General features: G+C 75.4%; 17 protein-coding genes. 13 read left to right on the top strand and 4 right to left on the bottom strand.

Translation table 11 applies throughout. The features are described 5' to 3' along the window. Positions 1-2: 2 nt before the first annotated feature. Both ACIQI7_RS01930 and ACIQI7_RS01925 read left to right on the top strand, forming a co-directional pair. Entirely contained in the window at positions 3-1,394 is a 1,392-nt protein-coding gene (locus tag ACIQI7_RS01930) for an FtsX-like permease family protein (protein WP_401103908.1), read from the top strand. 167 nt (positions 1,395-1,561) lie between these two features. Continuing rightward, the gene (locus ACIQI7_RS01925; RefSeq protein WP_401103906.1) at positions 1,562-2,833 is read left to right on the top strand and encodes a sensor histidine kinase; all 1,272 of its coding nucleotides are present in this window, start codon (positions 1,562-1,564) and stop codon (positions 2,831-2,833) included. 115 nt (positions 2,834-2,948) lie between these two features. Here ACIQI7_RS01925 and ACIQI7_RS01920 read toward each other — a convergent pair whose 3' ends face one another. Then, a complete protein-coding gene (locus ACIQI7_RS01920; RefSeq protein ID WP_401103904.1) occupies positions 2,949-3,617 on the bottom strand; it encodes a response regulator in 669 nt (222 codons plus the stop codon). 160 nt (positions 3,618-3,777) lie between these two features. On the opposite strand from ACIQI7_RS01920, the gene ACIQI7_RS01915 reads away from it, so the two are divergent. The 3 genes from ACIQI7_RS01915 (at position 3,778) to ACIQI7_RS01905 (ending at position 6,207) form a co-directional block, all read left to right on the top strand. After that, positions 3,778-4,221, top strand: coding sequence for a MarR family winged helix-turn-helix transcriptional regulator (locus ACIQI7_RS01915; RefSeq protein ID WP_401104534.1), 444 nt, complete (start codon positions 3,778-3,780; stop codon positions 4,219-4,221). Next, positions 4,221-5,687, top strand: a complete 1,467-nt coding sequence (locus ACIQI7_RS01910; RefSeq protein ID WP_401103902.1) for an MFS transporter — start codon at positions 4,221-4,223, stop codon at positions 5,685-5,687. Before ACIQI7_RS01915 ends, ACIQI7_RS01910 begins: the two co-directional genes overlap by 1 nt. A gap of 97 nt (positions 5,688-5,784) precedes the next feature. Next, positions 5,785-6,207, top strand: a complete 423-nt coding sequence (locus tag ACIQI7_RS01905) for a DUF5959 family protein (protein WP_401104531.1) — start codon at positions 5,785-5,787, stop codon at positions 6,205-6,207. Here the strand turns inward: ACIQI7_RS01905 and ACIQI7_RS01900 are convergent. Beyond that, positions 6,182-7,180 (bottom strand): ScbA/BarX family gamma-butyrolactone biosynthesis protein, encoded by a 999-nt coding sequence (locus ACIQI7_RS01900; RefSeq protein WP_401103901.1) that lies wholly within the window; start codon positions 7,178-7,180, stop codon positions 6,182-6,184. The two genes, ACIQI7_RS01905 and ACIQI7_RS01900, sit on opposite strands and share 26 nt — an antisense overlap. 453 nt (positions 7,181-7,633) lie before the next feature. On the opposite strand from ACIQI7_RS01900, the gene ACIQI7_RS01895 reads away from it, so the two are divergent. Beyond that, a complete protein-coding gene (locus ACIQI7_RS01895) occupies positions 7,634-8,482 on the top strand; it encodes a ScbR family autoregulator-binding transcription factor (protein ID WP_401103899.1) in 849 nt (282 codons plus the stop codon). Between the two features lie 64 nt (positions 8,483-8,546). On the opposite strand, the gene ACIQI7_RS01890 is transcribed toward ACIQI7_RS01895, so the two are convergent. Further along, complete coding sequence (locus ACIQI7_RS01890) at positions 8,547-9,026, bottom strand: SgcJ/EcaC family oxidoreductase (RefSeq protein WP_401103896.1); 480 nt, start codon at positions 9,024-9,026, stop codon at positions 8,547-8,549. An 18-nt stretch (positions 9,027-9,044) separates the two neighbouring features. After that, complete coding sequence (locus ACIQI7_RS01885; RefSeq protein WP_401103894.1) at positions 9,045-9,779, bottom strand: TioE family transcriptional regulator; 735 nt, start codon at positions 9,777-9,779, stop codon at positions 9,045-9,047. A gap of 136 nt (positions 9,780-9,915) precedes the next feature. Here ACIQI7_RS01885 and ACIQI7_RS01880 point away from each other — a divergent pair, with 136 nt between their 5' ends. The 7 genes from ACIQI7_RS01880 (at position 9,916) to ACIQI7_RS01850 (ending at position 20,678) form a co-directional block, all read left to right on the top strand. Then, entirely contained in the window at positions 9,916-11,070 is a 1,155-nt protein-coding gene (locus ACIQI7_RS01880; protein WP_401103892.1) for an erythromycin esterase family protein, read from the top strand. A gap of 32 nt (positions 11,071-11,102) precedes the next feature. Beyond that, positions 11,103-11,546, top strand: a complete 444-nt coding sequence (locus ACIQI7_RS01875) for a hypothetical protein (RefSeq protein WP_401103890.1) — start codon at positions 11,103-11,105, stop codon at positions 11,544-11,546. A gap of 193 nt (positions 11,547-11,739) precedes the next feature. Beyond that, positions 11,740-12,864 (top strand): PP2C family protein-serine/threonine phosphatase, encoded by a 1,125-nt coding sequence (locus ACIQI7_RS01870; RefSeq protein WP_401103888.1) that lies wholly within the window; start codon positions 11,740-11,742, stop codon positions 12,862-12,864. A gap of 457 nt (positions 12,865-13,321) precedes the next feature. Continuing rightward, positions 13,322-14,653, top strand: a complete 1,332-nt coding sequence (locus tag ACIQI7_RS01865; RefSeq protein WP_401103886.1) for an MFS transporter — start codon at positions 13,322-13,324, stop codon at positions 14,651-14,653. A gap of 92 nt (positions 14,654-14,745) precedes the next feature. Further along, positions 14,746-16,032 carry a non-ribosomal peptide synthetase gene (locus ACIQI7_RS01860; protein WP_401103884.1) on the top strand — a complete coding sequence of 429 codons (1,287 nt, stop codon included), beginning with the start codon at positions 14,746-14,748 and terminating at the stop codon, positions 16,030-16,032. A 369-nt stretch (positions 16,033-16,401) separates the two neighbouring features. Beyond that, positions 16,402-19,506, top strand: coding sequence for an amino acid adenylation domain-containing protein (locus ACIQI7_RS01855; RefSeq protein WP_401103883.1), 3,105 nt, complete (start codon positions 16,402-16,404; stop codon positions 19,504-19,506). Continuing rightward, entirely contained in the window at positions 19,503-20,678 is a 1,176-nt protein-coding gene (locus ACIQI7_RS01850; protein WP_401103881.1) for an acyl-CoA dehydrogenase family protein, read from the top strand. The genes ACIQI7_RS01855 and ACIQI7_RS01850 overlap by 4 nt, the downstream gene beginning before the upstream one ends. The last annotated feature ends 13 nt before the right edge of the window (positions 20,679-20,691 follow it).

The following is a 20,691-nucleotide window of genomic DNA, read 5'->3' as shown; positions in this document are numbered from 1 at the left end:
CGATGAGCAGTCCTGTCCTGAGCCTCTCGGTGGGGCAGATCCGCCGCCGGCCGGCCTCCTTCGCCGGGCTGGGAACGGCGCTGTTCCTGGCGGTGGCGGCGGTCACGCTGTTCGGCTCGCTGGTCGCCGCACAGGTCACGGCGCCCGCCGCGGTGACGCGGGCGGCGGTGTCCGGGCCGGGCCTGGTGCTGATCGCCGGGGCGTTCGGCGAGATCGCCGTCCTGGTCGCGCTGTTCGTCGTGGTCAACGCGCTCGGCTTCACCCTGCGCCAGCAGCACCGCGACCTGGCCCTGCTGCGCACCGTCGCGGCGACGCCCCGGCAGATCCGTCGGGTGGTGCGCGCGCAGGTGGCGGCGACCACCCTGCTGGTGGCCGTGCCGGGCGGCCTGGCGGGCTTCCTCGGCGCCCGGGCCTTCCTCGCCGCGCTCCAGCGGCGCGGCATGGCGGCACCCGGACTGCACATACCCGGGGCGCCGGCGGCGGCGCTGGTCGGGTTCGCGGTGGCGCTGCTGGTCGGCCTGGCGGCGACCGCCGTCGCGGCCCGCCGGATCACCCGGCCCGCCCCGGCCGTCGCCCTGACCGAGGGCGCGGGCGGGCCGGGGCGGGCGGGCGTGCCGAGGGTGCTCGCCGGGCTGGCGGTGCTCGCGGGCGGTGGGCTGCTGCTGCGGCTGGCGGCGAGCCGGCCGGCCGGGGAGCTGGACAAGGCGGGGCAGGCCTCGCTGCTCGGCTCGCTGGTGCTGCTGGTCGCGGTCGGACTGCTGGGGCCGGTGGCGGCGCGGGTGCTGGCAACCGTACTCGGCGCCCCGGCCCGGGCGCTCGGGCCCCGGGCCGGCTGGCTGGCGGACGCCAACCTGCGCGGCTACGCGGCCCGGCTCTCCTCGGCGGTGGTGCCGGTCGCGCTGCTGGTGGGCCTCTCCGGCACCATGCTGGCCCTGACCGGCACCGCCGAGCACGTCGCCCGGGCGACGGGTGCCGCGACCAGCGTCACCAAGGCGAGCGACATCTGGCTGCGCGAGATGGAGCTCGGGCTGCTGGTCTGCTTCGCGGCGGTCTCCACGGTCAACACCCTGGTGGCGCTCACCGCCGACCGCCGCCGCGAGTTCGCGCTGCTGCGCCTGGTCGGGGCGACGCGGCGGCAGCTGCTGCGGATGCTCTCCGTGGAGGCGGCCCTGACCACGGCGATCGGGGTGCTGCTGGGCGCGGCGGTGGCGGCCGCGGCCTCGGGGGCGTTCAGCCTGGCGGTCACGGGCTCGGTGGTGCCGGTGGTGCCGGTCGCGGCGTGCGCCTGGGTGGCGCTCGGGGCGGCGGTGCTCACCGTGCCGGGGATCGTGGGCACGGGGCTGTGGGCGGTCGGCGGTTCGGCGGTGGAGTCGACGGGCGGGGAACGGGGGTGAGGCCGGGGAGGCAGGGCTGGACGGGCGGGCGGGACACGGGGCTGGGTGTGGTGGTCGTCCGTCCGATCCGTCCGATCCGTCTGGACGGAAGCGCAGGTGGGTGCGGTGGTTCTGGGGGCCCTGGTGGATCCTGGGAGCCGGTCGGCGAGTGAGTGGTGAGGTGGACGGTGGCTGAGCGGCGGCGGTACTGGTCGGTGCGCGGTGGTGAACTGGCCTTCGCGGTGCTCGGGTTGCCGCTCGGGGTGCTCGGCGGGGCGTACGCCGTCGCGGTGCTCTACGCCGGGGCTCTGCTTTCGCTCACCGTACTGGGCCTGCCGTTCGTGGTGGCCGCGCTGCTCGCGACGAGGCGGCTCGGCGGGCTGCACCGGTGGCTGGTCGGGCGGCTGCTCGGGGAGGAGGTGCCCGCACCGTCGCCGCTGCCGCGCCCGTCCGGGGCGGTCGCCCGCGGCCGGACGGTGCTGACCGACCCGGTGGCCTGGCGGACTCTGCTCTACCTCCTCCTGCGGCTGCCGTTGGGCCTGCTCGGGTTCCTGGCCGTGGTCGGACTGCCGCTCGCCGGCGTCTGGCTGGTGGGCTTCCCGCTCTGGGTACGGCTGATGGAGCCGGGCCCGCGGCCGCTCGGGCTGCTGGACGTGGGCGCGATCCCGGTCGGCCTGGCGGTGTTCGCCGTCGTCCCCGCCGCGGTGCGGGCGCTCGGCGGAGCGAACCGTACGCTGGCCCGGGCCCTGCTCGGACCGGTGCGCTCGCAGCAGCGGGTCCGTCAGCTGGAGAACGCCCGGGCCACCCTGCTGGCCGAGAGCACCGATCGGCTGCGGCGCCTGGAACGCGACCTGCACGACGGCACCCAGGCGCAGCTGGTCGCGCTCGCGATCACGCTGTCGCTGGCCGACGACGTGCTGGCGGAGAGCCTTCCCGCCGAGGGCGCAGCGGCCCGCCCGGGCGGGCCGGTCGGCTCCGGCGGGCCGGACCTCGGTCGGCTGCGCACCCTGGTCGACCGGGCCCGCGGGCAGACCGACGACACCATCACCGGTCTGCGCCGGCTGACCCGGGGCATCCACCCGGTGGCGCTGGACGGCGGGTTGGCCGAGGCGCTGCCGGGGCTGAGCGCCACCTCACCGGTGCCGGTGGACGTCCGGCTGGACCTTCGGGAGCGTCCGGAGGAGGTGATCGAGCGGGCCGTCTACTTCTGCGCGGCCGAGCTGCTGACCAACGTGGCCAAGCACAGCGGCGCGCGGTCGGTGGAGCTGGGCGTCAGCGCGGCCGACGGGAGGGTCCGGCTGACCGTGCGCGACGACGGGCGCGGCGGCGCCGCGATCGGCGCGGGCACCGGGCTGGCCGGCCTGGCCGAGCGGCTCGCGGCGGTGGACGGGACGCTCCGGGTGGACAGCCCGCCCGGCGGGCCGACGGTGATCAGTGCCGAGCTGCCCGGACGGCTCTGACGGGAGGTCACGACCCGGGGCGCCACGGGGCCGCCCGCCGCAGGATTCGGGCGGCTCAGGAGCTGCGGCCTCAGGAGGTGCAGCCTTAGGAGGTGCGGCCTCAGGAGGTGCGGCCTCAGGAAGTGCCGCTCTCCGCGAGGTAGGCGAGCACCGCCTTGACCCGGCGGTTGTCGGCGTCGGTCGCGGGCAGGTCGAACTTGCCGAACACGGCGGCCACGTGCTTCTCCACCGCCCGCTCCGAGACCACCAGCCGGGCGGCGATCGAGCGGTTGGAGTGCCCCTGGGCCATCAGCTCCAGCACCTCCCGCTCTCGCGGGGTGAGCGCGTCCACCCGGCTGCGCCGCCCGCCGTGCATCAGGCCGTTGACGATCTCCGGATCCAGGGCCGTACCGCCCGCGGCGACCCGGTGCAGGGCGTCCACGAACTCGGAGGTACGGGCCACCCGTTCCTTGAGCAGGTAGCCGATGCCGGCGGCGCCGTCGGCCAGCAACCGGGCCGCCCAGGCCGTCTCGACGTGCTGGGAGAAGACCAGGATGCCGACCCCGGGCCGGGCGGCCCGGATCTCCACCGCCGCCCGGATGCCCTCGTCGGTGTGGGTGGGCGGCATCCGGATGTCCACCACGGCCACGTCGGGCCGGTGTTCGGCGACGGCGGCGATCAGCTCGGGCGCCGTCCCGGCGGTGGCGACCACCGCGCACCCACGGGCGGTGAGGAGCTCGACCATGCCGTCCCGGAGGATCACCGAGTCCTCGGCGAGGACGACGCGAAGCTGCTTGTCGATCATGCCGTCATTATCCGGGCCCGACCCGCCGCTCCGGGAAGGTATTCAGTCCAGACTGGACAGTTCAGGCTGAAGAAATTACCGTGAGGTCGTGACCGAGAAGCGAACCGCCCGTGCCGCCGCCACCGCGGCCCGTACAGCCCCGGCCGAATCCGGAGAAGCCGTGGCGCCCGACACCGTGGCGCCCGACACCGCGGCGCCGGCCGCCCGGGAGCTGCGCGCCGTCTTCAGCCGGCTGCGCCGCACCCTCCGGGAGGCGAGCGGCACCAGCGACCTGACCCCCTCCCAGACCGCCGTGCTCAGTCGGCTGATCAACGACGGCCCGGCGTCCGCCAGCGCGCTGGCCGCCGCCGAACGGGTCCGCCCGCAGTCGATGGCCGCCACCCTCGCCGCGCTGGAACGGCACGGGCTGGTCGGCCGCCGTCCCGACCCCGAGGACGGCCGCCGACAGGTGGTCAGCCTCACCGAGGCCGGCCTGGCCCACGTCGCGGACGGCCGCCAGGCCCGCCAGGAGTGGCTGACCCGGGCCATGGCGGAGCACTACACCGAGGCCGAGCGCGCCACCGTGCTGGAGGCGTTGGCCCTGATCGACCGGCTGAACCGGTGATGACCGGGCCGGTCGGCCGGCCGGCCCGCCTCGCGGCGCGCCGTCGGCAGCCCGCTCCGGGCAGCGGGTTCAACCGTCGGCTGATCGCACCGATGGTGCTCGGCTCGGTGCTCAACCCGATCAACTCGTCGATGATCGCGGTGGCCCTGGTGCCGGTGGGCGCCGCCTTCGGCGCGCCGCCCGCCGAGACCGCCTGGCTGGTCACCGCGCTCTACCTGGCCACCGCCGTCGGCCAGCCCGTGATCGGGCGGCTGGTGGACACCCACGGCCCGCGCCGGCTCTACCTGGCCGGAACGGCCCTGGTCGGCCTCGCCGGACTGCTCGGCGCGCTCGCCCCCTCGCTCGGGCTGCTGATCGCCGCCCGGGTCCTGCTCGGGCTGGGCACCTCCGCGGCCTACCCGGCCGCGATGCACCTCACCCGCAGCGAGGCGGAGCGGACCGGAGAGTCCAGCCCCACCGGGGTGCTGACGGTGCTGGCGGTCGCCAACCAGACCGTCGCGGTGGTCGGCCCCACCCTCGGCGGTCTGCTGATCGGCGCTGGTGGCTGGCGGACGGTCTTCGCCGTCAACGTCCCGCTGTCCCTGGCCTGTCTGGCGCTCGGCGCGGCCCGGCTGCCCGCCGCCGAGCGCCGCCCCGACCGCAGCGACGGCCCCGGTCGCACCGATCGCACCGATCGCACCGAGCGCACCGAGCGCACCGAGCGTCTCGACCACGCCGGGATCGCACTGTTCGCGGTCCTCCTGCTCGCCCTGATGCTGTTCCTGATGAAGCCGGACCCGGCGCGCTGGTACCTGCCGGTGCTCGCCGTCCTGGCGGCCGTCGGCTTCGCCGTCCGCGAGCGGCGGGCCCGCACCCCCTTCATCGACCTGCGATCGCTCGCCGGCAACCGCCCGCTGATCGCCACGTACCTGCGCCAGGTCCTCGGCTACACCGCCGTCTACGCCTTCCTCTACGGCTACACCCAGTGGCTGGAGGAGGGGCGCGGCCTGTCCGCCGCCACCGCCGGACTGGTGCTGCTGCCGCTCTCGCTGACCGCGCTCACGGTCGCCGGAGTCACCGGCCGCCGCCCGGCCGTGCGCGGCAAGCTGCTGGTCGGCTCCGCCTGCCAGATCGCGGCGTGCGCCGTCCTGCTGCTGGTCCACGCGAGCAGCCCGGGCACCCTGCTGATCGGCGTCGGCGTGCTGGCGGGCATCTCACAGGGGTTGATCGGCCTCGGCACCCAGACCGCCCTCTACCACCAGGCGGACCCGGCCACCATCGCCTCGGCAGCCGGGCTGCTGCGCACCTTCATGTACCTCGGCGCCATGGCGGCCTCAGCCGCGAACGCCGCCTTCTTCCCGCACGGCGCCACCACCGGCGGCCTGCACCGCCTCGCCCTGTTCATGCTCGGCAGCGCGGCCCTGCTCCTCCTCCTCACCCTGCCCGACCGTTCGCTCAGCCGACCGGCAGAGCCTGAGGGAAGCTGACAGGGTGACGTCAGGCAACCCGGTTGTGCCTGGAGACCTGGTTCAGCACCACGAGCCCTGAAGGCGGGGGCGGGCAGGCAACGGGTGCACGGCGGAACTGATCAACCTCGGGGATGGCGACAACAGCCTCCGAGTGCGCGTGTCGGGGCGCAGGTCGCCGGGAGTGCCGCATCGTCATGACCTGCCCGACGCGGAGGTCCTCGTCACCAGCGGCTTCGTCAGCGGTCGGCTGGCCACGGTCCTGTCGCCGTCCGACCTGGAGAGCTGGGCTCGTGCTCTGGACCGGCTTGCCGAAGGCCAGGACGTCTGCTGGAAGGACGACGACCACAGCCCCGAGATCAGGATCCAGCCGTACGACGAGACGACCTCGCGGTGGTGCGGGCTCCGGTACGGGATCTCGTCGCCGAAGGCGCGGCGCCCGCCCGGGACGGGGACGGCCCGCCGGGCCGGGGAGGGCGGGCGGGCCGTCCGGGGGTGTGGCGCGGGCTGTCGGGTCAGTGGTGGTCCGGGTGGCCGGTGAGCACGGTGGTGAAGACCGGTTCGCCGTGCTGGTGGCCGGTCACGGTGGTGGTGAGGGCGCGCGGGTCCTGGCCGGGGGTGTGCCGGGCGGTGATGGTGGTGGGTGTGTCGTGCTCGGCGTACCGGTGGAAGGTGGTGGCCGCGGCGGTCGGGGTGACGGTGACCGGGCTGCTCAGCGCGTTGGCCGCCTGGCGGGCCGCTTCCATCAGCACCATGCCGGGGATGTGGTCGTTGGCGTGGTCGAAGAGGATCGGGTGCCGGAAGTCGGGGGAGAGGTGCCAGCTGCCGGGGGTTCCCGCCGGGGTCAGCACGACGTCGCACGGGCGGAGCCGGCCGACCCGGGCCGGCGGGAGCGGCTCGGCGGGCACGACCGGCGCCGAGGGGAGTTCGGCGTCGTGACGCCCCCGGCGCAGCCGCTGGTAGGTGGGGTCCGGGACGGTGGTGAAGCGGGCGTATCCGGTGGCGGCGGACTGCGAACCCCGTCGGACGACGGTGTCCAGGGTGAAGTCGACGGTGGTGCCCGAGCGGCGGGGCTGGGCGGCGATCCGGACCTCCAGGGTGAGGTCGGTCGGCGCCGCACCGATCACCAGCCGGTCGGGCCGGGTGGTGTAGTCGAGGTTCCACATCATGAACTTGTGGTCGAGCGGTACCCCGAACCGGGTGTGGGCGAGGTAGAGCCCGGCTTGACGGATCGTTTCAGCAGCTTGGAGCGGGTCGTGGTGGGTGCCGTCCGGGGTGCTGAAGAAGGTGTGCGCCCGCGGCCACTGCGCGGTGACGGCGAAGGTGGTGTCGGTCAACCGTTCGCTGCCGGTGAGGAAGACCTCGGCATGGCAGGCCCGGTGGACGTACTCCTTGGCGACGGTGCTGGTCAGACGAGGCGCCGGGACCGCTGCTGCGGCCGGGCCGGGGATCGTCCCCGGGTCCGCGCCGGTGACGAGGGTGGAGGCGGGCGTGCGGAAGGCAAGCAGAGTCATAGGGAGCGCTCCGAAGGGCCGTGACGGGCGGGATGGGCTGCTCAGGGCTCGTAAGATACGTACCTGCCGGTTTGGTTTTCAAGGAGACAGAGCAAACGTTCGTCGGCGGCCGAGCGTGGTCGGGCGGGCACGGTGGGTGGTTGTTGATCACCGGTGGAGGTTGACTCCTTCGGGCCGGCTGCGTTGACCTGGGGGAATGTCGACGGCAGTCATTGACAGGTTCATTATCTCCGAATGGCCGTTCGTTGTCCTTCCGGCTGGAAGTGGGAGGCGGTGCTCCGGCTGCGGGGGTCGGCGGTGGGATCTCCGCCGGGCCGGATGCGGTCCGCGCGGTTTCGGCCCGCTCGAGGACGGCCCTAAAGGGCCTCGGGCTCTGGGGTCCCTCCGGTGACGGCGGGTAAGATACAGGGTGTTTGGTTTTGTTTGCCGAGCGTTTCGGGTGGGGTGGTTGCGGTGGTGCGACAGGAACGGGCGGTCCGGACGCGTCGGCTGATCCTGGAGGCGGCGGCGTCGGTCTTCGACGAGTACGGGTACGTGGGGGCGACGATCGGTGAGGTGGTGGCCCGCGCCGGGGTGACCCGTGGCGCGGTGTACTTCCACTTCGCCTCCAAGCGGGAGCTCGCCCAGGGGGTCGTCGAGGAGCAGTTCGGTCGGGACGAGATCCCCGAACGGCACTGCAAGCTCCAGGAGTTCGTGGACCTCGGGATGGTGGTCGCCCATCTCATGCCGCATGACCGGGTGTTGAGCGCGGGGGCGCGGCTCTCCCTCGGCCAGGACGTGTTCGGCGACTTCAGCGGTGGCGCGGCGCCGGGCTGGATCCAGCGGGCCGAGGGCGTGCTGGAGACGGCCGGCCGGCGCGGCGAACTGCTGCCCCAGGTGGTGCCCGCCGCGACGGCGTGGCTGGTGACCGGGGCGTGGACGGGGGTGCAGATCCAGTCCCAGAAGATGTCCGGCCGGACGGACCTGGAGCGCCGGGTCGCCGCGCTGTACCAGCACGTGATGCCCAGTATCGCGGTGCCCGGGGTGCTGGCCACGCTCGACCTCGCGGTGGACCGGGGTGCCCGGGTGGCCGCGGAGCTGGCGGCGGCCCGGGTCGCCCAGGCGGCGGAGGCGGCGGAGGTGGCGGAGGCCGGTGCGGACGAGGCGGTCGGGGAGGCATGGGAGCCCGGGGAGGCCCGGGAGTCCGGGGAGGTGGGCGGAGTGTCCCGGCCTGGGCCCGGAGTGGTCCGGGTCGGCCGGGCGTCCCGCTCAGGGGGGATCGCTGCGCGGAAGAAGCAAACAGAACGTTCGGTTTTGTATTGACAAACCGCTTGTCCTGTTTCGGGCGCGGGAGTGGCTCAGGGCCGACCAGGTCCGTTCCGTGAGCCTAGTCGGCGAGCACGCCGGTGTTCTGGCAGGCGTGCAGCAGCCACTGCCCGTCGTCCTGCTTGGTCATGACGTACAGCGGGGCACCCTCCGAGCCGCCCTCACCGTCGCTCCCCGCCGAACGGTAGACCTGGCGGACCTTGACGGCGGCCACGTCGGGGCGGAGGAACCGGATGTGCACCGGCTCGTAGGTGACCTCGCCGTCCCAGGTCGCGGCGGGCAGGACGGCGCGAGTGAACTCGGCGATCGCGTCCAGGCCGAGGAGGACCTTGCCGTGCGCGGTGGTCCAGATCGCCTCGGGGTGGAAGAGGGCGAGGAAGGCGTCCGGATCCTTGGCGCGCTGGGCGCGCTCGACGGCGGCCACCACCCGCTCGATGGCAGAGGTGTCAGAGGCAGTCGAGGGGGCCGAGACGACGGAAGTGTCCGAGGCGTCCGTGGGCCCGGTGGGGGCGGACTGGCTGGTTGCGGCTTCGGTGTTCATGCGGATCACCCTGGTCCCTCAAGTGGACTTGAGGTCAAGCCCGTCGGGTGATCCGGAGCGCAGCCTCAGGTAGTCGTCCAGGCGGGCCGAGGCGGTGAGCATCGCCAGGCCCCGGTCGGTGAGGCGCTGCTGCCAGCCGTCGAGGGCGGCGGTCAGCTCGCCGGTGCCGCCCGCCGTGCGGATCTGCCGCAGCACGGTGGCGATGTGCTCCAGCCGGTAGCCGCCCCGGCGGAGCAGGTGGGCGAGTTCGGCGTCGCGGACGTCCGCCGGGAGGTAGCGGCGGTGGCCGGTGGCGCGGTCCCGGCCGGGGGCGAGGATGCCGGCGGCCTCCCAGGCCCGCAGGGTCGCGGGGGTGACGCCGAGCCGGTGCGCGACCTCGCCGACGGAGCGGGGGCCGGACGGTGCGGGGAGGCCGGTGCCGGGCGCGGCGCCGTCGGCCAGGTGGCCGACGGCCGCGCGGACGGCGGTGAGGGTCTCCCGGTCGCGCAGCAACTGGGCGTGGCCCCGGTCGAGTTCGGTGAGGGCGTCGCCGAGCCGGTCGGCGTGCACGGCGGTCATGACCGCGCCGGCGGTGGCGTGCCCGTACGCCGGGACGAGGGCGAGGTGGGCACGCAGGGCGGCCGCGTGCTGCTCGGTGTAGATCCGGTACCCGGTGGACGTGCGCTCGGCCGGCGGGAGGAAGCCGTCGCGTTCGTAGTTGCGGATCGCCTGGGTCGAGATGCCGTGCTCGCGCGCGAGGTCGGCGGGGCGCATGGTCGTCTCCCGTTCCGTGCCGGGTGGGCGTTCGGGGCCGGCCGGTCGTTCAGGGCCGTTTGAGGCTTTGAACAGTGACTGAGCGGTCGTGGAGGCAAAAGTCTCAACCGTTCTCTCAAGGATACGCTTGAGGTCCATGAACCAGGACATGCATGACTTCGTCACCCCGGCGTGCGAGCTTCTGGGCCTCGGCGAGCCGACGCACCAGGAGCCGGCGTTCGGGAGGGTCCGCAACGAGCTGTTCGCCCGGCTGGCCGACCGGGGCTTCCGGTCGATCGCGCTGGAGACCGACCGGGTGGCCGCGTTCGCCGTGGACGCCTACGTCCGGGACGGTGTCGGCACCCTCGACTCGGCCATGGAGGAGGGCTTCACCCACGGCCTCGGGGATCTCGAACCCAACCGCCGACTCGTCGCCTGGATACGGGAGTTCAACGCGGAGCGGCCGCCCGGTGAGCGGCTGGCCTTCCACGGCTTCGACATCCCGACCGAGAACACCAGCGCCCCCAGCCCGCGCCGCTACCTGGAGCACGCCCGCGACTACCTGGGGCTCGACCTCGACGTCGCCGGTGTGGCGGGTGAGGACGAGCGCTGGAGCCGCACGGAGGCGGTGACGGATCCGGCCAGCTCGCCGGGCGACTCCGCCGACGCCGCGCGGCTGCGCTGCCTCGCCGACGACCTCCTGCTCCAACTCCACATGCGGGCACCGGAACTGATCGCCGCCACCTCGTCCGCCGAGTGGTTCGCGGTCCGTGCCCGGCTGGCCGCCGGGATCGGCCTGCTGCGCTACCACGCGCAGTCGGCGGTCCGGGGCCGCACCCGGAGCGCCCGGCTCAGCGCCCTGCTCGGCGTCCGGGACGCGCTGATGGCGCGGAACCTCCTCGACATCCGCGGGATCGAGGCCCGGCGCGGACCGACCCTGGTCTTCTCCCACAACCGGCACCTGCAACGGAACCCCAGCGCCTGGGCGATGGGCGAGCTGGACTGCCGCTGGACGGGCGCGGGCCACATCCTGGGCACGCTGCTGGGCGAGCGGTACGCGTTCGTCGCCGGGAGCCTGGGGCGCAGCGAGGCGCTCGGGCTGGCCGACCCGGCACCCGGGACGTACGAGGCCCACCTGCAGGGAAGTGGCGCGGCCTGGGGGCTGACGGGCTCCGCGCTGCCGGGCGACGCCCGGACCCGGACCGACACCGTCCCTCGGCAGGGCTACTTCCCGCTCGACCGGGAGGTGCTGGACGGCGCGGCCGCGCTGCTGCACATCGCCGACGGCGCGGCGGTGCCGGCCGGGGCCTGAGCGGGCGCCGGCTCCGGGTAGGCCTGACGCAGGTGGGCCACCAGGGCGGCGGTCGGCGGGGAGACGGGCTGTCCGGTCGGCCGGGCCGGCGCGATCCGGGCCCGGGGGACGGGGTCGGTGAGCCCGACCACGCGGACCACCCGTGGCGCCCGCCGGTCGGCGGCCGGATCGCGGCCCTCGCGCACGACGCGGTCCACGGTCTCGACATCACCGTGGCGCTCGGCCTGCCCGCCCGGCTGCCGGTGGCGCGGACGACGGCCCTGCTGGCCGGTGTCCCGCCCCGCACGCCGCGGTTCTTCGGGGCCCGGGTGGACGGAGTCCGCCTGGAGGCGACGGACGCCGACTGGTCCTACGGGTCCGGGCCGCGCACCGTGGCGGGACGGGCGGAGCACCTGCTGCTGGTGACGTACGGGCGCCGGGGGCCGGAGGGGTTGCCGGCGGCGTCCGGCGCGGGGCGGTTCACCGCGAGCCGGTGACCGGGGCCCACCCGGAGCCCGTGAGCCGACGCCCTGTGGCCGACGCCTCGCGGCCGGCGGGCGAGGGCGGCCGCGCGACGGCTCGCGCGCCGTGGGCCGTGGCCCGGGCGGCCGTCATGCGGGGGCCGGGAGCCCGTGACTACGATCGGAGGAAGCCCTTCCGGATGGTGGTGAGACGGAAGCCAGGTCGCCGATGGCCCCGAGGTCCGTGCAGTGGCCGCCGTACGTGCGGGTCGCGCCGTGGTTGCTGACCGTCGGCGGGCTGGTGTGGAACGCGCTGGATCCGACCGACTACTGGGGCGATCCGATGCTGGCGGCCGCCGCCGTGCTGGCGGGGGCGCTGCTGACGCTGCGGGACACCGTCGCGGTCGGAGTGGCCAATGTGCTCGGCATCGTGGTGCTGTCCACCCAGGACGCGTCGATCGGGACCGGCGCCGGCTATCTGGAGCTGGGCAACACGGTGTTCGCCGCACTGCTCGGGATCGGGGTGAACCGGGTGGTGGCCCGCCACGGGCGGCGGCTGGCGCGGGTGCGGTCGGTGGCCGAGGCGGCGCAGCGGGCGGTGCTCCCGGAGCCGCCCCCGCGGGTCGGGCGGCTGTCGGTCGCGGCCTGCTACCGGGCCGCCCAGGACGAGGCGCTGATCGGCGGGGACGCCTACGCGCTGCAGGTCACCCCGTACGGCGTGCGCGGGCTGATCGCCGACGTGCGGGGCAAGGGGCTGCACGCGGTGGGGGCGGTCTCGGTGCTGCTGGGCGCCTTCCGGGAGGACTCCCACCGGCTGCCCGACCTGGCCGCGCTCGCGGACGCGCTGGAGGACTCGCTGCTGAGGGAGAGCGAGCGGATGAGCGAGGAACTGCGGCTGGAGGGGTTCATCACCGCGCTGCTGGTGGAGTTCCCGCCGGGGGAGGAGAGCGTGCGCACGCTCGACTGCGGGCACCCCGGCCCGTACCTGCTGGGTCCGTATCCGGGGGACGGGGCCGCACCCGGGGTGCGCCGGCTGGACGCGGCGGACCCGGGGCTGCCGCTGGGGATGGGCGGACTGGGCGTGGCGCGCCCGGCGCCGGAGTGCCGGCCGTTCCCGGCCGGGTGCACGCTGCTGCTGGTGACGGACGGGGTCACCGAGGCCAGGGACGCGGCGGGGGAGTTCTACGACCCGGTGCTGGGCCTGGCCCCGCTGGGGCCGTTCGCCGGGCCGGGGGAGGTGCTGGACGCGCTGGTGGCGGACGTCGAGCGGTGGACCGGCGGGCCCCGGGACGACGACATGGCGGTGCTGGCGATCACCCGCCGGGCCGCGGAGGGGGCGGAGGCGGACGGCTGAACGGTCCCTGGCCCGCGGCTCCACGGCTCACGGTGCACGGGGCGGCGGATCGCGCCGGTCCGTGAGCGGCCAGGTGCGCCCCGGGGGTGGCCGATATCGGCCTGGTGATCCCCTTCTACGGCTCGCTTCGGTCACGCCGATATCACGATGAGGTGACGACCGCTCCATACTCCATGGGATCCGGCCAAGTTGAGTCTCTCCGTCCGGTGGCTGGAAAGGGGGTGTCCGGATAGCGGACAGGGAAATGGACCGGCGGGTCCGAAGGCGGCCGGGGCGTCCGTCGGGCCGTGTCGCCTTGGCCGAAGGGCGTTGCGGACGGTGCGGTCGCGTCCCGGGCGGTCGTAAGGAGCGTGCAAAGGTCGACGGGGGGAGTGGCGGGATTCGGCCGACCTGCGGTCCGTCCGGAAACGGACCCGGTGCTTGCCCCGTGTCGAATGGGTGACCGAGAGTCGCACCGATGAACGAGAAGCCCAGCTCCCGCCAGGCCCGTCTGCTCGGCCACCGCGACTTCCGGCTCCTGCTGACCGGAGCCGCGGCGGCCCAGACGGGCAGTCAGGTCACCCTGGTCGCCCTCCCCCTGGTCGCGGTGATGGTGCTCGACGCCACGCCGTTCCAGGTCGGACTGCTGACCGCCGCCGAGACCGCCGCCTTCCTGCTCGTCGGCCTGCCGGCGGGCGCCTGGCTGGACCGCATGCGCAAGCTGCCGGTGCTGATCCGGGCCGACGTGGTGCGCTGCCTGGCCGTGGGGTCGATCCCGCCGGCCGCGGCGTTCGGGGTGCTGACCATGCCGCAGCTCTACCTGGTGGGGCTGGTCACCGGGGTGGCGACGGTGTTCTTCGACGTCGCCCACCAGTCCTTCCTGCCCGCCGTCCTGCCGCGCGAGCAACTGGTCGGCGGCAACGGGGCGCTGGAGACGGTCCGCTCCTCGGCGCAGATCGCCGGGCCGGGCCTCGGCGGCGGGCTGGTCCAGCTGCTCGGGGCGCCGCTCGCCATCGTGGCCGACGCCTGCGGCTACCTCGCCTCCGCACTGCTGCTCGCCCGGATCAAGGTCGACGAGCCGCGGCCGGAGCCCGAGCCGGGGCGCTCGCTGCGCGCCGAGGTCGCGGAGGGCGTGCGGTTCGTGCTCGGCCATCCGCTGCTGCGGGCGATCGCCACCGCCACCGCCACGTCCAACCTGTTCTCCGCGGTGCTGACCGCCGTGCAGACGGTGTTCTGGGTACGGGTGCTCGACCTGTCGCCGGGCGCCATCGGCGTGCTGCTGTCGGTCTCCGCCATCGGCGGCCTGGCCGGCGCGCTGTGCGCCGGGCAGCTCGCCCGGTGGGTCGGGCAGGCCCGGCTGATCTGGCTGTCCACGCTGGTGACGGCGCCGTTCGCGCTGCTGTGGCCGCTGTCCGGCGGCGGCGCGGGCGTGGTGCTGTTCGGCCTGGCCTCCGGGGTGGTGCTGTTCGGTGCGGTGGCCTACAACGTCGCCCAGGTGAGCTTCCGGCAGAGCGTCTGCCCGCCGGAGCTGCTCGGCCGGATGAACGCCACCATGCGCTTCCTGGTGTGGGGCACCCTGCCGATCGGCGCCCTGATCGGCGGCGTGGTCGCCGACGCGGCCGGGCCGCGCACCGCGCTCTGGCTCTGCGCCGTCGGATTCCTGCTGGTGCCGCTGCCGCTGCTGCTCTCGCCGCTGCGGCGGATGCGCGAGCTGCCGGGCGCCGACCGCACGGCCGGGCAGGGCGCGGAGCCGGGCACCGACGCGGACGCCGCCGAGGAGGAGGGCGCCGTGAGCCCCAGCACGTCCTGAACCGACCCCTGGACCGACCGTTGAACCCCCCGAACCGATCCACCCGACCGATCCCCGACCCGAGCCGCGACCGGAAACCGGAGCCCGTTCCCGTGCACGCCAGCATCACCGCCGCCTACCTCGCCCGGTACCGCACCGCCGCCGCCGAATCCCCGGTGGAGCTGCTCCCGCTGACCGGCGCCCAGCGCCGGTTCCTGATCACCCGCCGACTCGCGCCGCAGAGCCGCACCGACGTCGTCCCGCTGTTCTTCGCCTACCCGCGCGGCACCCTCGACCTGGACCGGCTGGCCCGCGCCGCCGCCGCGGTGGCCGCCCACCACCCGGCGCTCTGCGGCGGGTTCGCGACCGTGCGCGGCACACCCGTGCTGCGCACCGGCGGCCCCTCCGCCGAGGCCGCCCGGATCGCCGTCGCCCCTTGCGGCACCGCCCGCGCGGCGCTGCGCGCGGCTCTGCTGGACTGGCCCGCCGACGGACCCGCGCTGCGCCTGCTGGTGGCCGCCGACCCGGACGGGGACGAGGAACTGCTCGCCCTCGCACTGGACCACGCCGCCTGCGACGAGCAGTCGCTCGGCGTCATCGCCGCCGAACTCGGCGCGGCGTACGAGCAGGACGAGCCGCCCGCGGACGGGCCCCCGCCCCAGGCGCTGGCCGACTACCGGCAGGCCGTCGACCTCCAGCTCGCCGCCGAGGACGCCGCCGGCGGCCCCGCCGCCCAGGCCCACTGGGGCCGGCGGCTGGGCGCCCTGACCGGGGCGGGCGGCGGCACGGCCACCTCCACCGGCATGCTCTCCGAGCGGCTGCCCGCCGCCGAGGGCGCCGCCCGCGGCGCCGTCTTCCCGGCGCTGCTGGACGCGGTCGGCTCGGCCCTGCACCGGCTGCACCGGACGGACGACCCGCTCGCGCTCGGCTACCCGTGGGGCGGCCGGCCGGCGGGTGCGCCCGCCGCGCTCGGCTGCTTCCTCAACACCCTGGTGCACCCGACGACTTCGGGCCCGGCCACGGACCTGGACGCCCTCGCGGACGCCTGGTGGGACGACCTGGACCAGGCCGGCACCCCCTTCGACGAGGTGGTCCGCGCCGCCCGCACCGCCGGGGCCCCGTGGTCGGGCGCACTGGACGCCCTGCTCACCCTGGAGGACCTGCACCGCCGTCCACCGCTGGTGCTCGGCGGCACCCCCGGCCGGGAGACCCACCTGGAGGGGCGCCCGCTCGCCGCGCCGCTGGCCGTCTCCGCCTCGCACGGCGACGACCTGCTGATCCGGCTGGCCTGGGACCGCGACCGCTTCGCGGAGGCCGACGCCCACGCGGCCTTCGAGGAACTGCTCGCCGGGCTGCGGCACCACCTGCACACCCGGCCGGTCCCGGCGCCGGGGGCCTGAGCGCGGCCGCCCGGACGCACCCCGCCACCCGGCCCAGCCCACCCGGACGCCACCCGCCACCCGGGACCCTGTCCGCCCGAACCCGCCCACCCCGGCACCAGGGCCCCGCCCACCCCGTACGCCCGCGCCCGCACGTCCACGTCCGGCCCCGCGGGCCCCGAACTCCCCCTGTCCACCGCGGATCCAGCACGACGGATCCGCCCCGGCCGTCCGCGTGCGTCCGACACGCCCCCGGACGGGACCGCCGGGCCTCCGGCCGCTCCTCACCCCGGCGCGGCCCGGCCCGGCCCACCGGCCGGTGCGGGACGACCCCACGCCCGCATCCGGCCACCGCAGTGCCGACAAGCCCACCACACAAGGGAATCCACGATGTTCGCACTCTCTCCCTCGCAGGAGATCGTCTGGCTGCACGAGCAGATGCTGCCGGGTAGCCGCGCCTACAACTTCACCGCCGTCCTCGACCTGTGGGGCACCCTCGACCGGGACGCGCTGCACGCCGGCCTGGCCGCCGTACTGGCCCACCACCCCGGCCTGCGGCTGGAGTTGGTGCCCAGCGCGGAGGGACTGCCCGGCCAGCGCGTCGTCGAGGACTGCGAACCGGAGCTGCGCCACAGCGACTTCACCGCCGAGCAGGACCCGGAGGCCACCTTCCGCCGGCTGCTCGCCGCCGAGGCCGAGGAACCGCTGGACACCGGCCGCGCGCCGGTGCTGCGCTGGCACCTGGTCCGGCTCGGCGAGGATCACCACCGGCTGATCCACGTCGAGCACCACCTCGTCCACGACGGCCACTCCTTCGCGATCCTGCTGCGCGACCTGTTCACCGTCTACCGCGCCACCGTCCTCGGCGAGCCGTACCAGCTGCCCGCCGCGCCCTCGTACGAGGAGCACGCCCGCACCGCCGCCGACCTCCCCCGGGACCGCGCACTCGACTTCTGGACCAGGGAACTGGCCGACGCGCCGCGCGAGGTCACCCTGCCCGGGCTGGCCCGGCCGGGCGTCGAACGGCGCCACCGCGGCGGCCAGCTGCGCCAGTCGATCGGCGCCGACCTGGCCGAGCGGCTGCGCGAGCGCAGCAAGGCCGACGGCCACACCCCGTTCAGCACCCTGCTCGCCCTGCTCGCCGAACTGCTGCGCCGGCACAGCGGCCACCGCGAGATGGTGATCGGCACCGCCGTCGGCAACCGCCCGGAGGGCTTCGAGGGCACCGTCGGCATGTTCGTCAACACCGTCCCGCTGCGCCTGCGGCTCGACCCGGCGGCGTCCGGCACCGAGGCCGTGGACGAGGTCACCGACGTCCTGCTGCGCGCGCTGCCGCACCAGGACCTGCCGGTCCAGGAGCTGACCCGCCGGCTCGGACTGCACACCACCGGTGCCGACAACCCGCTGTTCAACGTGATGTTCAGCGCGCACGACGCGGCGCTGCCCGACGTCCAGGCGCCCGGGCTGGAGGTCTCGCTGTACGAGGGCTTCAACACCGGCACCACCCGCTTCGACCTCGACCTGGTGCTGCTGCCCGACGACCGCCGGGTGGTCGGCGAGAAGCACGGCGCCGCCGGGATGACCCTGGTCTGGGACTACGACGCCGACCTGTTCCGCGAGTCCGAGGCGGTGCTGCTGTCCGAGCGGCTGCTGGAGCTGCTGCGCTGCTACCTGGACCGCCCGCAGGCGGGGATCGCCGAGCTGGCCCCCGCGCCCGGGGCCGCCCCGGCCACCCCGGTGACCCCGGCCACCCCGGCCGCGCTCGACCCGGCCGCCGCCCACGACCCGACCTCGATGGCCCTGCTGGCCGGCACCGAGCGGATCAGCTACGGCGAACTCGACCGCCGGGTCACCGAGCTGGTCGAGCGGCTGCGCGCCGCCGGGGTCGTCCCCGGCCAGCCGGTGGCCACCGTGCTGCCGCGCGGTGCGGACAGCGTGGTCGCCCTGCTCGCCTGCCTGCGGTACGGCGCCGTGTACGCGCCGCTGTCCACCGAGGACCCGGCCGCCCGGCTCGGGCTGCTGCTGGAGCGGCTGAACCCGGCGCTCGTGCTGGCCACCCGGCAGAGCGCGCTGGCGCTGCCCGCCGAGGGCGTCACCCCGGCGCTGCTGGACGGCCCCGCCTTCCCGAAGGCCGAGCCCGCCGCCGTGCTGGACGGCGCCGCCTACGTGATCCACACCTCCGGCTCCACCGGCGTGCCCAAGCCCGTCCTGGTCGGCCGCGAGGCCCTCGCCGGGTACGTCGCCGCGATCGTCGACCGCTACCGGCTCACCTCCGCCGACCGGGTGCTGCTGTTCGCCCGGCCGTCCTTCGACGTGGCCCTGGAGGAGGTGCTGCCCGCCCTCGCGGCCGGCGCGGCCCTCGTCGTGCCGCAGCGCGAGGTGCCCACCGGGCCCGAACTGGTGGCCGTGCTCGCCGCCCGCGGCGTCACCGTCGCCAACCTGCCGACCAGCTACCTGCTCGCCGTCCGCGAGGACCTGCGCGAGGCGCTGGGCGACGGCCGCTGGGCGCCCCGGCTGCTGGTGCTCGGCGGCGAGCGGCTGCCCGCCCGGGCGCTGGCCGGCCTGACCGAGGCCACCACCGTGCTGAACGCCTACGGCGTCACCGAGGCCACCGTCACCTCCACCGTGTACGAGGTCACCGCCGCCGACGTCGCCGAGGACGGCGAGATCCCGCTCGGCGCCGAACTCGACGGCGTGCGGATCCACGTCCTGGACGACACCCTGCGCCCGCTCGCCCCCGGCTGCGTCGGCGAACTCGCCGTCGGCGGTGAGCTGTTGGCCGAGGGCTACTTGGGGCTGCCGGAGCCGACCGCGGCCCGCTTCACGACCGTCCCCGCACTCGGCGGCGCCCGCGTCTACCGCACCGGCGACCGCGGCTACCGCGACCTGGACGGGCGGCTGCGCTTCCTCGGCCGCGCCGACAACCAGGTCAAGCTGCGCGGCCACCGGATCGAGCTGGAGGAGATCGAGGCCGCCGCCTCCGCCGAACTCGGCGGCCGCTCCTGCGCGGTGCTGCTGCACACCGACCCGCAGTCCGGCCCCCGGCTGATCGGCTTCCTGGAGGGCACCGAACGCCCCGACCAGGCCGCCCTGCACGAGGCGCTCGGCCGCCGGCTGCCCGGCGGACTCGTCCCGGCGAACTGGACGGCCGTCGCCGCGATGCCGACCCTGCCCGGCGGCAAGCCCGACCGCGCCGCCCTCGCCCGCCTGGCCGCCGAGGCCGCCGACGCCCCCGAGGCCGAGGAGAGCGCGCCGAGCGAGTTCACCGACCCCGGCCAGCGGCTGATCGCCGCCGCCTGGCGCGAGGTGCTCGGCCACGACCGCTTCTCCGCGGACTCGCACTTCTTCGAGGTCGGCGGCCACTCCCTGCTCGCCGCGCAGCTCGCCGCCTACCTGGAGCCCCACCTCGGCAGCCGCCCGCCGCTGCGCACCCTGTTCCGCCACGCCGTACTGGCCGACCAGGCCAAGGCCCTCACCGCAGGAGACGCCAAGTGACCGCGCCCTCCGCCGTCCTGGAGGACGGCCACCGCGAACTCGTCGAGGCCTTCGAGTCCTTCGTGCGCCGCGAACTCGTGCCGCTGGCAGCCGAGTTGCCCGAAACCGCCGACCAGGTCCCGACCGACCTTCGGGCCTACGTCCGCAAGCGCTCGGCCGCCCTCGGCTTCTACGCGGGCGACTACCCCGAGGAACTCGGCGGCGCCGACATGCCCTTCACCGCCGTCGTCCTGCTGCACCACGCCGCCGGGCGCAGCGGCTGCGTGCTCGCCCCGTACGCGCTGGCCGGCTCCGACGGGCCGAGCCCGCTGCTTCGGCACGGCACCCCCGAGCAGGTCGAACGCCACCTCGTCCCGCTGGTGCGCGGCGAGCAGACCCGCTGCCTCGCCCTCACCGAGCCGCACGCCGGCTCGGACGCGTTCCGCCTCACCACCACCGCCGTGCGCACCGGCGACGGCTGGGTGCTGAACGGCCGCAAGACCTTCGTCAGCAACGCCGAGCACGCCGGGATCGCCCTGGTCGTCACCGCCACCGACCTCGGCGACGGGGCCGGCCCCACGGCCGGTGCCACCGCCTTCGTACTGCCGATGGACCAGCCCGGCCTGCGGATCGGCCAGCGCTACGAGGGGATGTCCGGCGAGCCGCTGTTCGAACTGCTGCTGGACGGCGTCACCGTCGGCCCCGAGGCCGTGATCGGCGGCGAGGAGGGCGTCGGCGCGGCCACCGCCCTCGCCATCGACAGCCTCTCGCGCGGCCGCCTGGTGGTCGCCGCGATGTGCAACGGCATCGCCGAGCACGCCCTGCGGATCGGCGTGGAGTACGCCAAGGACCGGCGCGCCTTCGGCCGGGTGATCGGCGACTACCAGCACGTCCAGGAGCACCTGGTCGCCACCCGGGCCGAGGTCGAGGCCTCCAAGCTGCTCACCCTCGCCTGCGCCCGGCTGGTCGACGAGGGCACCGAGTCGCCCGAGAACGCGGCGCTCGCCAAGCTCACCGCCTCCGAGACCGCCGTGCGCGCGGTGGACCGCTCGCTCCAGGTGCACGGGGCCACCGGCTGGGTGCGCGGGCACCCGCTGGAGTTCCTGTACCGCTACGTCCGGATGACCACGATCATCGAGGGGACCTCCGAGGTCCAGAAGGTGATCATCGCCCGTTCCATGGGCCTGAACTGACGGTACGTCACCT

Source organism: Kitasatospora sp. NPDC092039 (assembly GCF_044756065.1).
Classification (GTDB): domain Bacteria; phylum Actinomycetota; class Actinomycetes; order Streptomycetales; family Streptomycetaceae; genus Kitasatospora.
Note: the sequence above shows the minus strand (reverse complement) of the source record. Positions and strands in the feature narration are given on the sequence as shown.

Coding starts and splice junctions, on each gene's coding strand:
- ACIQI7_RS01930 (WP_401103908.1), top strand. CDS start 3: ATGAGCAGTCCTGTCCTGAGCCTCTCGGTGGGGCAGATCCGCCGCCGG.
- ACIQI7_RS01920 (WP_401103904.1), bottom strand. CDS start 3,617: ATGATCGACAAGCAGCTTCGCGTCGTCCTCGCCGAGGACTCGGTGATC.
- ACIQI7_RS01910 (WP_401103902.1), top strand. CDS start 4,221: ATGACCGGGCCGGTCGGCCGGCCGGCCCGCCTCGCGGCGCGCCGTCGG.
- ACIQI7_RS01900 (WP_401103901.1), bottom strand. CDS start 7,180: ATGACTCTGCTTGCCTTCCGCACGCCCGCCTCCACCCTCGTCACCGGC.
- ACIQI7_RS01890 (WP_401103896.1), bottom strand. CDS start 9,026: ATGAACACCGAAGCCGCAACCAGCCAGTCCGCCCCCACCGGGCCCACG.
- ACIQI7_RS01885 (WP_401103894.1), bottom strand. CDS start 9,779: ATGCGCCCCGCCGACCTCGCGCGCGAGCACGGCATCTCGACCCAGGCG.
- ACIQI7_RS01880 (WP_401103892.1), top strand. CDS start 9,916: ATGAACCAGGACATGCATGACTTCGTCACCCCGGCGTGCGAGCTTCTG.
- ACIQI7_RS01870 (WP_401103888.1), top strand. CDS start 11,740: ATGGCCCCGAGGTCCGTGCAGTGGCCGCCGTACGTGCGGGTCGCGCCG.
- ACIQI7_RS01865 (WP_401103886.1), top strand. CDS start 13,322: ATGAACGAGAAGCCCAGCTCCCGCCAGGCCCGTCTGCTCGGCCACCGC.
- ACIQI7_RS01855 (WP_401103883.1), top strand. CDS start 16,402: ATGTTCGCACTCTCTCCCTCGCAGGAGATCGTCTGGCTGCACGAGCAG.